Origin of the sequence: Lewinella sp., from assembly GCF_050633125.1 — a bacterium.
In the GTDB taxonomy this organism is placed as follows: Bacteria; Bacteroidota; Bacteroidia; order Chitinophagales; family Saprospiraceae; genus Lewinella.
On record NZ_JBOEFX010000008.1, the window covers coordinates 57,904 to 71,141 of the forward strand.

Annotated in this window: 9 protein-coding genes and 3 tRNA genes; 10 read left to right on the forward strand and 2 right to left on the reverse strand. The window is 46.6% G+C overall.

Annotation, left to right across the window (positions count from 1 at the left end; all coding sequences use genetic code 11):
* Positions 1 to 21 precede the first annotated feature (21 nt).
* The 5 genes from ACRBG0_RS01535 (at position 22) to ACRBG0_RS01555 (ending at position 6,825) form a co-directional block, all read left to right on the forward strand.
* Positions 22 to 1,020: a FecR domain-containing protein gene (locus ACRBG0_RS01535; protein WP_431485173.1), complete on the forward strand. Its 999-nt coding sequence runs from the start codon at positions 22 to 24 to the stop codon at positions 1,018 to 1,020.
* Between the two features lie 321 nt (positions 1,021 to 1,341).
* Complete coding sequence (locus ACRBG0_RS01540) at positions 1,342 to 3,939, forward strand: TonB-dependent receptor (protein ID WP_431485174.1); 2,598 nt, start codon at positions 1,342 to 1,344, stop codon at positions 3,937 to 3,939.
* Positions 3,940 to 3,942: 3 nt separating this feature from the next.
* The gene (locus ACRBG0_RS01545; RefSeq protein WP_431485175.1) at positions 3,943 to 4,758 is read left to right on the forward strand and encodes a DUF4249 family protein; all 816 of its coding nucleotides are present in this window, start codon (positions 3,943 to 3,945) and stop codon (positions 4,756 to 4,758) included.
* A gap of 120 nt (positions 4,759 to 4,878) precedes the next feature.
* Positions 4,879 to 5,715: a hypothetical protein gene (locus ACRBG0_RS01550; protein ID WP_431485176.1), complete on the forward strand. Its 837-nt coding sequence runs from the start codon at positions 4,879 to 4,881 to the stop codon at positions 5,713 to 5,715.
* 156 nt (positions 5,716 to 5,871) lie between these two features.
* The gene (locus ACRBG0_RS01555; protein WP_431485177.1) at positions 5,872 to 6,825 is read left to right on the forward strand and encodes an aldo/keto reductase; all 954 of its coding nucleotides are present in this window, start codon (positions 5,872 to 5,874) and stop codon (positions 6,823 to 6,825) included.
* 120 nt (positions 6,826 to 6,945) lie between these two features.
* Here the strand turns inward: ACRBG0_RS01555 and ACRBG0_RS01560 are convergent, their stop codons facing one another.
* A complete protein-coding gene (locus ACRBG0_RS01560) occupies positions 6,946 to 7,746 on the reverse strand; it encodes a DUF1573 domain-containing protein (RefSeq protein WP_431485178.1) in 801 nt (266 codons plus the stop codon).
* A 368-nt stretch (positions 7,747 to 8,114) separates the two neighbouring features.
* On the opposite strand from ACRBG0_RS01560, the gene ACRBG0_RS01565 reads away from it, so the two are divergent.
* Positions 8,115 to 9,215: a DUF2911 domain-containing protein gene (locus ACRBG0_RS01565; RefSeq protein WP_431485179.1), complete on the forward strand. Its 1,101-nt coding sequence runs from the start codon at positions 8,115 to 8,117 to the stop codon at positions 9,213 to 9,215.
* A gap of 104 nt (positions 9,216 to 9,319) precedes the next feature.
* Here ACRBG0_RS01565 and ACRBG0_RS01570 read toward each other — a convergent pair whose 3' ends face one another.
* On the reverse strand, positions 9,320 to 9,904 hold the full coding sequence (locus tag ACRBG0_RS01570; protein ID WP_431485180.1) for a DUF6134 family protein: 585 nt from the start codon (positions 9,902 to 9,904) through the stop codon (positions 9,320 to 9,322).
* A 585-nt stretch (positions 9,905 to 10,489) separates the two neighbouring features.
* On the opposite strand from ACRBG0_RS01570, the gene ACRBG0_RS01575 reads away from it, so the two are divergent.
* The 4 genes from ACRBG0_RS01575 to ACRBG0_RS01590 all read left to right on the forward strand — a co-directional run bounded on the left by ACRBG0_RS01575 (position 10,490) and on the right by ACRBG0_RS01590 (position 13,218).
* Positions 10,490 to 10,563: transfer RNA gene (locus tag ACRBG0_RS01575), tRNA-Leu, on the forward strand.
* 6 nt (positions 10,564 to 10,569) lie between these two features.
* Positions 10,570 to 10,643: transfer RNA gene (locus tag ACRBG0_RS01580), tRNA-Leu, on the forward strand.
* Positions 10,644 to 10,790: 147 nt separating this feature from the next.
* Positions 10,791 to 10,860, forward strand: a tRNA-OTHER gene (locus tag ACRBG0_RS01585).
* Between the two features lie 261 nt (positions 10,861 to 11,121).
* Entirely contained in the window at positions 11,122 to 13,218 is a 2,097-nt protein-coding gene (locus tag ACRBG0_RS01590) for a molybdopterin oxidoreductase family protein (RefSeq protein ID WP_431485181.1), read from the forward strand.
* Positions 13,219 to 13,238: the final 20 nt, after the last annotated feature.

Sequence of the window (13,238 nt, forward strand, 5' to 3'; positions counted from 1 at the left end):
CTCAGGTGTATTTAAATTGACATGGAACAAAAAGACCAGCACGATTACTATTCCAATCTCATCTCCCGGTATTTGAGCGGAAACACTGATGCTGCCGAGCAAAAGGAACTCGAGCAGTGGGTGCTGGCCGATCCTGCCAACAAAAAGCAGTTCATTGCCTTTAAGAAAGCCTGGATGCTGAGTGGGATGCAGGAGCCGCAGGATACGCAGGTGGAAGCCATCTGGCAACGTACTTCGGAGGAACTCTTTCCTACAGCAAAAGTACGAAAACTACCCGCCCACCGAAGTAGTAACCGTTGGCTGAAAATAGCGGCAACAGTGGTCGTACTCATCGTAAGTGCTGCACTGGTCTATCGTCATTTTCAAACCCCGCAACCGTTTTTTGCAGCAACAACAACCGTCACGATGCCCTACGATCTGTCGGATGGCAGTCGTGTCACTTTGAATAAATCATCTTCAATCCGTTTTTTACCAAAAAATGAAAACGGAGAACGGGAGGTTCAGCTGACGGGGGATGCTTTCTTTGATGTTGCCAGAGACGAAACGGCTCCTTTTGTGATCGAAACCCAAAACGTAGAAATTGAGGTTTTAGGCACCTCTTTTTATGTGGATAGTCGGGTAAATCAATCAGCAATACAAGTCATTGTGCAGTCGGGGAGCGTCGCTGTTCGGTCAGGAGGTCAGGAAGTGATCCTCAATAAAGATGAGCAGGCCGTTTTTCAGAAGGATGAAAACCAGCTGCTTAAACAAATCAATCAGGACGAAAATTACCTGGCCTTGAAATCTGGCGAATTGGTATTTAAAGACACGCCATTAGAAACGGCTGTTTTTGCGCTAAGCAGGCAATTTAATACCAATATTAAGATTGCAGACGAAGCGCTGAGGGCTTGTTCGATAACATCAACCTTCAAAAACAAGTCTTTGGCAGCAGTACTAACGATCCTGGAGTCGTCTTTTGGCATACAATCCGTGCAGCAGGGCGATGAGGTTGTTTTGACGGGAAGCTGTAGTCGGGATTAATGGGGATACTTGAATGTATGGAGTTCTGAATTCTGGCGTTCGTTTTCACGCTTGGTGGGTGGTGTTCTTCCGATAAGATCGGAATCACGGTGGTGGTGCTTTGGAGCGGTGGGAGGCGACTTCGTCGGCCTGAGCTGGGTAAAACCAGTAGGGCGCGCGTCCATTTAACTGTGTTTAACTAAAGTCGTCGAAATGTCTACTTTACCAGTTAATAAAAAACCTCTGCGTCTCCGCGTCTCTGCGCGATACGAACTATTTTGAGCACTCTCCAGTATTAGAAATCAAAAGACCAAAACACTATTAACCTTTATCCCTAGGCTTATGCGAAGCACCCTTTTTATCATTGTTTTACTGGTGGTAAATTCGCCCCTTTTTAGTCAAGGGTCGGCTAATTTCTCTGTCATTACCATTCGCGAGAATGCGATCAAAGTAGGTGACCTCTTAGCGGAAATCACTCGCCAATCTGGTGCCGACTTTACCTATAATTCATTGGTAGTAGATAGCGACAGCGTCCTCTCCTTTAAGGTAAAAAAAGCTACGCTGGAAGAAACCTTGGACTTGCTGAGTGAAAAAATCCATGTAGTCTACACGATAGTAGAAGGGCAAATTATTCTGAACTTCGAGAAAAAGGTCGAACCACCAAAGTATTTTACCTTGAGTGGGTTTCTCGCTGATCAGTCATCTGGAGAAAACTTGATCAGTGCGACGGTATCCGTCAACGGGACGGGGCGTGGTGTTTTTACCAATGAATTTGGCTATTACGCCCTCACGCTCGAAGAAGGGGAGTACACGATCAAGAGTTCCTACCTCGGCTACCAGGATACCCAAACCAAGGTCACGCTGGATCAAAATCTCAAAAAGAACCTGTTGTTACCACCTGCGGCAATCGGCTTGCCCGCAGTTATCGTTCACCCTCCGCTAGAGGATATCCAAAACAAGAAACAGCTGGGCAGGCTATCTCTCCGCTCTGAGGAGTTAAACAACCTGCCAGAGTTTGCTGGTGAGTCGGGCTTGGTCAAAGGGCTGCAAACGTTGCCGGGGATCAAAATGCACAGTGATGGGTCTTCCTTCTTCTATACCAGAGGTGGTGAACGCGATCAAAATCTGGTTATTATTGATGATGCGCCCATCTTCAACCCATCTCACATGCTGGGTTTCTATTCGCTGGTTATCCCGGATTTTACGAAAGATATCCAGGTCTACAAAAGTGATGTGCCCGCTTCGATGGGGGATCGTCTATCAGCTATCGTCAGTATCCGTACCAAAGACGGAAACTTGAAAAAAGGGGGATTCAGTGGAGCTCTAAATTCTTTTGTCAACCGCCTGTCTTTAGAAGCGCCGCTGGTGAAGGAACGGAGTTCGATTTTTTTATCCCTTCGCCGTTCAAACTATGAATGGCTTTATAAAAATAATGCCGAAAATATTGATCTGTATTTTCAGGATTTTCAATTCAAATGGAACTACAAGGTCAACCAAAATAACCGCTTGTTTTTTACGCTTATCCAGAGTGGCGACGTTTTCGAAAACAGAGCAGGCCCAGTGTCTGGGGTGCGTTGGGGTAATTTGGCGAGCACCTTCCGTTGGAATCATATCTTTAGTTCCCGCTTATTTGCCAACACGACTTTCTACACAGGGAATTATGCGTACAAACTTCAGATTCCTCCCAATTACTGGCAATCACAGCTCAGTATGTTCAGTTTCAAAACAGACTTTACTTACTATAGCAACACTAATAGCATCGCTAATTTCGGTTTGGAAATGCAGGCTTATTTTAATAATCCTGGCAGTATAAGTTTTGATCCTACAGTAGACCTCCTACCTGAAATTACGAACAACTATTCCCGAAAAACAGCTTTCTACTACCAGGCGAGCCACCGCTTGACTGATAGGTTGAAACTCAACACGGGAGCCCGCGTGACGATATGGAGCAACCTTGGCCCTAAAACCTACTTTGGTTTTGATGAAAACTACAATGTAAACGACACCATCAATGTAACAGCAGGTATTTACAATTCTTTTGTCAATGCAGATCCCCGTCTGAGCTTGCAGTACAGCCTCGACAGTACTTCACAATTAAAGTTAAGTTTTGGTACTTACCACCAGTATTTGCAACTGATTTCCAATACCATTTCTCCGTTCACTGCCTTTGAGGTATGGTTGCCAGCTAGCCCCAATATTGAGCCTCAGTTTGCCTCCCAGTGGGCAATCAATTATCTTAAATATTTCCCAATAGCCAACATGGAAATCAGCGCAGCGGCTTACTACAAGAAATTCAGAAACCAGATTGATTACGAACCATACTCCACGCCTTATCTCAATCCCTTATTAGAGGGAGAGTTGCGTTTTGGTACTGCGCAGTCCTACGGTCTGGAGCTTTTGGTGAAACGAGATTTTGGCCGCCTCAATGGCTGGATCAGCTATACCTATTCCAGGGTGTTCCGCGAAACAGAAGGCATCAACGATGGATTAACCTACCGGGCTTTTCAGGATCGCCCCCACGATTTTTCCCTTGTTTTGAATTACCAACTCAAGAAGCGAATACTTTTTACAGCCAATTGGATATCTCAGAGTGGTTCCACGTTTACTTCCCCAACCGGCTTTTATACCTTTCATGAGCAAAAGGTACCGATCTACGGAGAACGCAACAATGATCGTTTGCCGACCTATCACCGTTTAGATGTCTCTTGGCAATTTACGCTGAATCGGAAACCCGACAATAAATACCAGCACAGCTTGGTCTTTTCAATCTATAATGCCCTGGCACACAAAAATGTCTTTGCCGTGAAGTTCAACAAACTCTTGCAAGACGGTTACGGGCCGAAGATAGGAGCGAATGTGCTGTCTGATCAGCAGCTTAGCCCTAGTCAGATAGATTTGGTGCGTTTCTTTCCATCACTCACCTACAAATTCAAATTATAGCTTATGGGCTTTTTAAAGAAATATGGGGTAAGCTTATTTTGCTTCCTCGTGCTATTAGGGTCTTGCGAAAAATCCAGGGATTGGGAATTGAGCACGCTGGCGGAACCCAGGCTAGTCGTTGATGCTATATTGACCAATGAGGATACTATTCAGGAAATCCGCTTGTCCCAAAGTTATACAGAACTCAACGGCGTACCGTCTCCTGTGGAGAATGCTATCGTATCCGTTGAAGCCAACGGCGTGGTTTATCCTTTTGCTACAGATCTACTCACACCAGGGTTGTATCGTAGCCAGGTTTCTTTTGCTGTTGTTGATCATCTGGTTTATAATCTAAGGGTCAATTGGGAAGGTACCTCGTATGAGGCTAGCAGCGAATTGGCCAGTGTTACGCCGATCCCACCGATTGCCTTTTTGCCTTTTCAAGGTACGGATAGCCTTCGGCTCGCAGATTTTATTCCTCCCTACACAGTTGGTCAGCAGTCGATGTATGAAATAACGCTGGATTGGACACACCTTAGCCCTGTTGAGCCTAATCAGGCCAAGTTGTTTTTCTACACCTTTAGTGAGGTACATGTCAGTCAATTCGTTTTACCCTCACGGGAAGTGATTGGTTTTCCCAAAGGCAGTAAGGTGAGTGTTCTTAAATATGGTTTGAACGATGAGTTTGCGGTTTATTTACGCGGCCGGGCGATTGAAACCGACTGGAACAGTAGCTTTTTTTACAGCACTTCGGAAAATCCACCAACAAACATCAGCAATGGTGGTCTGGGTTTTTTTAGTACCTGTTCGGTTTTAAGGCAGACGGTTATTGCAGAGTAATTTTTGAAGCTGTCTAAAGTTTTTTTCAAAAAAAGCAATTTCCGACTAAGGGTAAAATAATTGGCCAGGGTATTAAGGGTGTAAGACGCAAATAAAACGTCAAAACCTTAAATACCAATTATGAAAAATTTAATGCTGTTTTTTGCCCTGGCTACGGTTTTAGTTTTTACACAATCTTGTGAAAAAGAACCACAGGAGGAAGAAATCCAAAACCTGGTCGCACCCGAACTTCCGCCAGCAGACATGTTTACGATGCCTATCTCTGAGGTCAGAGAAACGGATACCGATACGACGAACCAAACGGGTGGGGTGACCTACTGGAACTGGGCTCACGCTGCCCTCAGTTTGGTGGGGTGGAACACCGTTGTTTATCTTAATATGGTCGTGCCAACCACGGCATTTGCCCACGCGTTTAACGCAGAAGCTACCTATATCGGTAACTTGACTTTCCAGTGGGTCTACCAGTATCATGCCCCTCAAAATTTAGGCGGGCACTTCTACGACGTCTCCCTTACCGGGCAATACATCAACAATACCCAAGAAGTAGCGTGGACCATGACGGTATCCCAGGTAGGTGGCTTTTCCGATTTTGTCTGGTACACCGGTGTAACGGCCTCAGGCAATACCGAAGGTTCATTTATTCTTAACAGAAACCCGGCCAATCCGGAGCCTTACCTGCGTATGGATTATCAGGACGGTTTGTTGCCCGAAGACGGCACACTCCGTTTTACGAACGTTATCCCTACCGACCCAGCTAATGGTCAGTACCTGGAATATCGCGTGGATAATGCTGCTGAATTCAATCGTGCCTTTGATGTGCAGGGGCCTCCCAATAATTTTTTGGAAATCAGATGGAGTGAGCCTGCTGGCAATGGTCAGGTTAGGCATCCCCAACGTTTCAATGACAATGAATGGCACTGCTGGGATACCAGCCAGCGTGATGTTGATTGTGAATAGTATCCTTGTTTCCCCCTTTTTACCAGATGATTCCTTTAAATAGGAAGAGAGGGTGCCGTCTTCCGTGAGGGGGGTGGCCCTTTTCTTTTGTTGTAAGATGTAGCACTGCAAACTTAATATCTTCTCTTCTTGTTCTCATCAAAAACAACAATCAACATGAAATACCTGACCTTCGACAACGAAGACGAAATGCCCATCCTGGGGCTTGGCACCTGGAAATCGACACCCAATGAAGTATATATTGCTGTAAAAGAAGCCATCCGGATCGGGTATCGCCATATCGATTGTGCTGCTGTTTACGGCAATGAAGAAGGGGTAGGCAAAGCCATTGAGGAGGCGATAGACGAAGGCATTGTTTCCCGTCAAGAATTATGGATTACCTCCAAACTCTGGAACAATGCCCACGGAGAGGAAAACGTACTCCCTGCACTGAAAAAGACCCTCTCTGACCTGGGGCTAGATTATCTGGATTTATACCTGATCCATTGGCCTGTTGCCAACCAAACAGATAAGCCTGGAGCCCGTGTTGCTGCAGATTTTCGTACACTGGAAGAGGTGCCACTGACTAACACCTGGAAGGGTATGGAACAAGCCAAAGAACAGGGCCTGGCCCGCCACATTGGCGTCAGTAACTTCAATGCCAAGCAGCTGACCGAATTGATCGAAGGAGGCACTGTCGTTCCCGAAATGAACCAGATAGAGCTGCACCCTTACCTGCAACAACCCAATTTGGTAGCGTTTTGCAAAAGCAAGGGCATCCATCTCACGGCTTACTCGCCGCTAGGGTCATCTGACCGGCCAGCGGGTATGAAAGCGGAGGATGAACCCATTTTGTTGGAGGATGCCGAGATCATTGCAATGGCGGAGAAGAAAAAGGCGAGCCCAGCTCAAATACTAATAAGCTGGTCGATCCATCGCGGTATTTCGGTTATTCCGAAATCTGTGAATCCAAAACGATTGAAGGAAAACCTCGCCGCTGCTGACCTCCTGTTAACCACCGACGAGATGACTCAAATTGAAGCGATCAACCGTGATCGTCGTTATGTCGATGGGAAATTTTGGGAAGTAGAAGGCGGCCCTTATACCGCTGCTGAACTTTGGGGGGAGTAGTAGAAGCATGCGTGACGATTCTATCGCCACTTTTGGTAGAGAGTAGAGAGATATTGATTACTTTGTCTCTCTACCCTCTACTTAAGGGACACGCAGTGGCCCGTATCTCTTTAGCGTGTATTAATCTACCACCACAAAGCAACGAGGCTGCATTTGCTTGCCTTCAATCTGTACGTGGGCGATATACAAGCCGGCAGGGTAGTGGCCTACCTGGAATTCGATGGTCCCTTCTATACGGTCGATTTTACGCTCTGCCATGAGCTGGCCTGTCTTGGACAAGATACTGATGGTGGCAGCGTTGCCGAGGTTTCCTTCCATGTCGAGGCGGAGCAGTTCGGCGGTAGGGTTGGGGTAGATTGCAAAGCAATCAGGATCAATAGGCGCTACTTCAGGAGCCTCCTCGACCAAGATTTCTTTTACAGCTTCGTCGTCGGTAAGCGGAGAAATGGTAAAATCAAGTTCTGATTTAGGGGCAATTTCGCCAGTGAGGTAGATGAATCTTTGGGGAGGATCGGTATTGGAAGTAATTGTGACCCTTTGGTTGCGTTTGCCGCTTTTGGCTTTAGAGTTAAACTCTACAGTAATTGAGGCAGTTTCGCCTGGAGCAAGTGGCTCGCGGGGCCATTGGGGTACGGTACAACCACAACTTCCTTTAACATCGGTTAGAATCAGGGGCTCGTTTCCTGCATTGGTAAACGTGAAAACGTGCGTAACTACGGTACCTTCTTCAATCGTCCCAAAATCAAAAGTAGTTTCAGTAAAGCTGATTTCGGTGGTAGGCCCAACAGGAGGAGCGATTACTTCTTCGACAGGTACAGGAGAAATACCTTCAGTTGGTCTGTCTTGCGCCTGAAGGCCAAAAGAGAGGCAGCAAAAGAGAAGCGCAACGACGAGAGCCGGAATAGAAAAATTAGTTTTCATTATAATAGGATTTGGTTAATTAAATTTAGATGCAATGTGGAAAGCTTTAGTTGTAACGATTTAAACATTGGTTATTGTTCCCAAGCAGTTGTTAATAACTTTGGCCCGGAAAGGGTAATCATTAGTTAAGAGAATAATTGCTGCGTAAAGCTGAAACCGGTGGGGCGGAAGAGGAAGGTCAGTTTTTTTCAATCAACCATCAACAAACAACAAACAACCATCAAACCAGTAACCCACAGCACTTCCTGGCGTATTCGATGCTAAGTAGAGCGCAGCGGACAGTTTAGCCACCATTTTTCCCTATTTTTGCGGCGATTTTAATTTCCGGTATTCCTTTTCAGGAAATACCCTAAATCCATTCTAAAGAAATGAAATTTAATACCCTTCTTTTAGTTTGCCTAATGGTAGGCATGTTTGGTTCGGCTCAGGCCCAAGAGCTTAAATTTGCTGAAATGGACAAGAGTCCTATGGATGCAGCGCATTACCCTCGCAGAGCGGCGTTCCAGAATTACCTCGGTGAGGATGATGCAGATCGTACGCAGTTGGTTAAAGTATTGTACTGCCGCCCTGCTAAGAAAGATCGCGCCATCTTTGGTGGCCTTGTTCCTTACGGCCAGGATTGGCGCTTGGGGGCTAATGAAGCTACTGAGGTAACGTTCTTCCGGCCTGTAATGATTGGCAACACCACGGTGCCTGCTGGTAATTACACCATGTTTGCACAGGTTTACGCTGATCAGTGGATCATCAAGATTTCTACCGAGCGCTTTATCGGCGGAACGGCAAACCGTGATTTGAGCCAAGATATCGCATCCGTTGTTGTACCCACAACTACCGTATCTGAGGTAAGAGAAAGCTTTACAATTGGCTTCCAGAAGGTTGATGATGAGAATGCGAACATGGTTTTTGAATGGGATCAAACCCGCGCTTCATTGCCGATCAATTTCAACCCTCCAAGCTTGGCGGGTGATGATGCTAGCCCAATGGATTTGGTACAGTACCCCAACATGTCGCGCCTACGTAACTACGTAGAAGAAGCTGAACTTGAGGCCAACGAGCCACAAGTACGGGTGGTATACAGCCGTCCGCAAATGAAAGGCCGTACGATTTTCGGTGATCTGCTGAAATTCGGTGAAGTATGGCGTGTAGGTGCAAACGAAACGACGCTGATTACCTTCTTTTACGATGTGACCATCGCTGGTACCGAAGTTAAAGCAGGTACTTACGGCTTGTTTGCAACCGTGAATAAAGACAACTGGGAGTTTATCATTCATAAGAATGTACAATCTTGGGGCAATGCTAACCACAACGACGAAGACAATGTCCTGAAAGTAGTGGCCAAGACCGAGAAAACACCTAGCACACTCGAAGCACTTTCTATGACTTTCGTAGAAAAGGGTGACAACCAAATCGACCTGGTTGTAGGTTGGGAAAATACCATGGCGCGTTTGCCGATTACGGTGAATAAGTAAACGCTACTTCATTTGCGCGGAAAGGCGCAAGCAATACAGCGGGGCTAGGAATCAGAAATTCCTAGCCCCGCTTATTTATAGGATAATGCAATGAGGTCTTAGGCTTACCGCCGAAACACAATATCTCCCCAGCCAGATACAATGCGAGACTCTCGGCATAGACCATTCGCGTAAGTCATGTAGCTTTCTTTGCCATCAGGAAGGGTAATTTTGTACTTGCTGTTTCCCAGCGAAACTAAAGAGATATTTACCCCCCAGCGTTCTGAAAATACTTCATTCAATTGAGTAGGTTCTGCAAAATAGGAGGCCGTAAGGGTCTGGTTGATATTTTTGATTAAAACGTGCTCCGTACGATCATCGAAATAGGTAGAGAAAGTACTTCCTTTTACTTGGCCGTAGCTGTACTCTTTGGTTTTGTGGTTGCGCTGATACTTAAAGCTTGTTTTGGTCAGTTGCCCGTCTACATAATGGGCCGAGTAGCTAAGGTCAAGGTCCATAGAAAGGATATAGGTGACTGTAATATCTGTGACCGAGGTGTAAACAACGCCACTGGCCGTCTCGGTGCGCGTGACGGTCATGGTGCCGATATGGTCATCACCCAAGTAAGCGTTGAAAACCAATTCTTGTGCAGAAAGCGAACTCATCAGCAAAACAGGAAGGGAGAGCAGAAATATTTTTTTGAAAGCCATAAGGGGGAGCGTACTGGTTAATAACTAAAGATAAAACCTTAAAAGGATAGGTGATGGTATTTGAGCCTGAAATCTTATATTAAGAGGGAATTGGGTCCTTTTTTGGGGCCATGCCGGTAGTAGCGTTGCTGTGCAACCGCCACTACGGCACCGGGTCATACGTTCTTACCTTCGGTACCACTGCTACCCCTTGTCCTGCTCTCCCGATGGATCGGGATGCGCCGAGCTTCAGGCGCCGCCTTACGCGCATCAGGACTAGTGGAGATGCCACCAATTCAGAGTGTTGAATAAATAGTGGATCAGGAAAACCAATGGTCAGGAACTTTTTGTGCGTAGCACTTGTATTTAGGGGTGTTCGTATAAATACATACACGCATTCATGCGAATTTACAAACCTAAACACGCGCTTAAATAATTCGATAAAAGAATGATTAATAATAATTTACATCTCAGCAGTTACAACTGGTTGCATTCGCAAGAAGCAAGGGTCGTGATGTAAGTACTGATAGTCATATCTTTCTACTAAAGCTCCTTGCAATACACTGTTGCAAGGAGCTTTAGTAGTTTAAACAATACAGCTTATTTGCCTATCTACGCCAAATGGAAGAGCGTGCTGATTTAGGATCAGTAGGATCGGGGTTCGAGTCCCTGGATAGGTACTTCATACGGGTGTAGGCTAACTGGAAACGCCATTAGGCTTAAACTCTAATGTTTGTGGGTTCGAGTCCCACTGCCCGTACAAAATTAGGAAGTAGCGTGAGGGGGCACTTTGTGACGACTCCCCTTACTTTATTACCAAGCGTGAAGGGGATATTGGTTAGCCCCGCCTGATTGTGACTCAGGTATTAGTAATAATTTGCGGGTTCGATTCCCGTCGCGCTGATTTACGTTCGCCCATGGGCGTGGTAAGCAGTCTCCAAAACTGTGATTTGTAGGTTCGAATCCTGCCGAACGTGCTAGTGTCTAAGGGAGCATGTTGTGTTAATATCTCCCGTTTATAGTAAGTAATATAAGCTTGGCTGCTTATGCCAGACTGCTAATCTGTGCGCTCCTGTGGGAGTGAGGTTCGATGCCTCTGCTTACTGCTTTTTTGACAGGCTTTAGACTTGTCTAAATTAGATAGCCGAAGAGAGGAATCTTGTCCCGAAGCCCCCTGTATCCTCTAGAGGATACCAACTATTTTTCCTTAATTTAGCTGCTCATCAATTTGGAGCCTTATGTCGACCCGTACCCACCACCGTGCTTGTAATCTTTGTGAAGCAATTTGCGGGTTGGTCATTGAGGTAGAAAATGATAAAGTTATCTCTATCCGAGGAGATAAAGACGACCCCCTGAGCCGAGGGCATATTTGCCCTAAAGCGGTGGCTTTACAAGATCTTTATGAAGACCCTGATCGTCTCAAAAAACCGGTACGCCGCACCGATGATGGCTGGGAAGAGATCAGTTGGGAAGAGGCGTACACAGCAGTTGTAACAGGGTTGCAAAAAGTAGAAAAAGACTACGGCCGCTCGGCCATCGGTATCTATTTGGGTAACCCTAATATTCATAATTACGGTTCGGCGCTCTATTTGCCAGATTTTATCCGTAGTATCAAAACACCCAATACTTTTTCTGCAACTTCTGCCGACCAGCTGCCGCATCACTTGGTTGCATACTGGATGTTTGGGCATTACTTTTTTCTGCCGGTAGCCGATGTAGATCGTACCAGTTTTATGCTGATCCTTGGTGCCAATCCGTTGGTTTCTAATGGCAGTTTGATGACCGCTCCGGGCTTTGGCAAGAAAATGCGGGCTATTCAGGAGCGGGGGAAGGTCATTGTGATTGATCCTCGCTATAGCGAAACGGCTACCAAAGCGGATGAGCATCACTTCATTCGCCCCGGTACCGATGCATTGTTGTTATTGGCGATGGTGCAGACTTTATTCGCCAAGGAGTGGGTGACATTAGGGCATTTGGAGGCGCATTCGAAAAACCTGGCAGAGCTAGCAGCGGCGGTGAAAAAGTTTACGCCCACAGCAGTGGAGGAGCTGACGGGAATTTCAGCCGAAAATATTGAGCGAATCACTGGGGAGTTTGTGCAGGCAGAAAGTGCCGTGTGTTATGGCCGGATGGGCGTCTCTACCCAGGAATTCGGTGCGCTGTGTATTTGGTTGGTCAACCTGTTGAATCTCCTTACGGGGAATTTTGACAAAGCAGGTGGCGCCATGTTTACCAGCCCGGCGATGGATACGGTACTGCCCAACCGTAAAGGAAATATCGATCGCTGGCGGAGTCGGGTGAGTGGCTACCCCGAACGTTTTGGCGAGCTGCCCGTGGCCGCCATGATCGAAGAGATGACCACGCCGGGCGCGGGGCAAATCAAAGCCTTCGTCACTTCCGCTGGTAACCCGGTTTTATCAACCCCGAATGGGCAAAGCCTGGACAAAGCGCTGGCTGCTTTGGACTTTATGGTATCCGTTGATATTTACATCAATGAAACCACAAAGCACGCGAATATTATCTTACCGCCTACAAGCGGGCTAGAAACGTCAAACTACGATGTTTCTTTCCAAACCCTGGCGGTACGCAATACGGCTAAGTTTTCAGAAGCCTGCTTTGAAAAAACACCAGAGCAACGCCACGACTACGAAATTTTTCAGGAATTGGCCCGTCGACTACGTCACGGCGATTATCAACCCCTGGCGGAGAAGCCAGAGCAGATGGTAGATTTTGCCCTCCAGACGGGGGCTTACGGGAAAACGGGCTTGTCCTTGCAACAGTTGAAAGACCAACCTAGTGGGGTAGATTTGGGCCCACTACAACCAGTGCTGCCAGAAAGACTTTTCACGGAGGATCAAAAGATTGACCTTGCCCCCAAGGCCTTGTTGGAAGATTTGGAACGTATTGCCAAAAAGCTAGCTACAAGTACTTCCGTAAACGATAAATTTCCACTACTCTTGATAGGTCGCCGCCAATTGCGTAGCAATAATTCCTGGATGCACAACAGTGAGCGCCTGGTCAAAGGAGGAGAACGGTGCACCCTGTTGATTCATCCAGAAGATGCCGGGAAATATGGTATCAAAGAGGGCCAGTTGGTTATGGTGAAATCAATGGCCGGAGCCATCGATATTAAAGCGGAAATAAAAAAGGAAATGATGCCCGGCGTAGTAAGCATCCCACACGGTTGGGGGCACGCCCGCTCAGGTGTGAAAATGAAAGTGGCACAAGCTCATCCCGGCGTGAGTATCAACGACCTAACCCTACCGGGGTTTGTGGACGAGCTGAGTGGTAATGCTGCCTTTAGTGGTGTGCCCGTAAGTGTTCAAAAAGGATAGTATGTTTTTATCAGGTCAAC

Excerpts from the sequence above, each read along its gene's own strand:
- ACRBG0_RS01570 (WP_431485180.1), bottom strand. The coding sequence starts at position 9,904 with ATGGCTTTCAAAAAAATATTTCTGCTCTCCCTTCCTGTTTTGCTGATG.
- ACRBG0_RS01535 (WP_431485173.1), top strand. The coding sequence starts at position 22 with ATGGAACAAAAAGACCAGCACGATTACTATTCCAATCTCATCTCCCGG.
- ACRBG0_RS01545 (WP_431485175.1), top strand. The coding sequence starts at position 3,943 with ATGGGCTTTTTAAAGAAATATGGGGTAAGCTTATTTTGCTTCCTCGTG.
- ACRBG0_RS01565 (WP_431485179.1), top strand. The coding sequence starts at position 8,115 with ATGAAATTTAATACCCTTCTTTTAGTTTGCCTAATGGTAGGCATGTTT.
- ACRBG0_RS01560 (WP_431485178.1), bottom strand. The coding sequence starts at position 7,746 with ATGAAAACTAATTTTTCTATTCCGGCTCTCGTCGTTGCGCTTCTCTTT.
- ACRBG0_RS01540 (WP_431485174.1), top strand. The coding sequence starts at position 1,342 with ATGCGAAGCACCCTTTTTATCATTGTTTTACTGGTGGTAAATTCGCCC.
- ACRBG0_RS01590 (WP_431485181.1), top strand. The coding sequence starts at position 11,122 with ATGTCGACCCGTACCCACCACCGTGCTTGTAATCTTTGTGAAGCAATT.
- ACRBG0_RS01550 (WP_431485176.1), top strand. The coding sequence starts at position 4,879 with ATGAAAAATTTAATGCTGTTTTTTGCCCTGGCTACGGTTTTAGTTTTT.
- ACRBG0_RS01555 (WP_431485177.1), top strand. The coding sequence starts at position 5,872 with ATGAAATACCTGACCTTCGACAACGAAGACGAAATGCCCATCCTGGGG.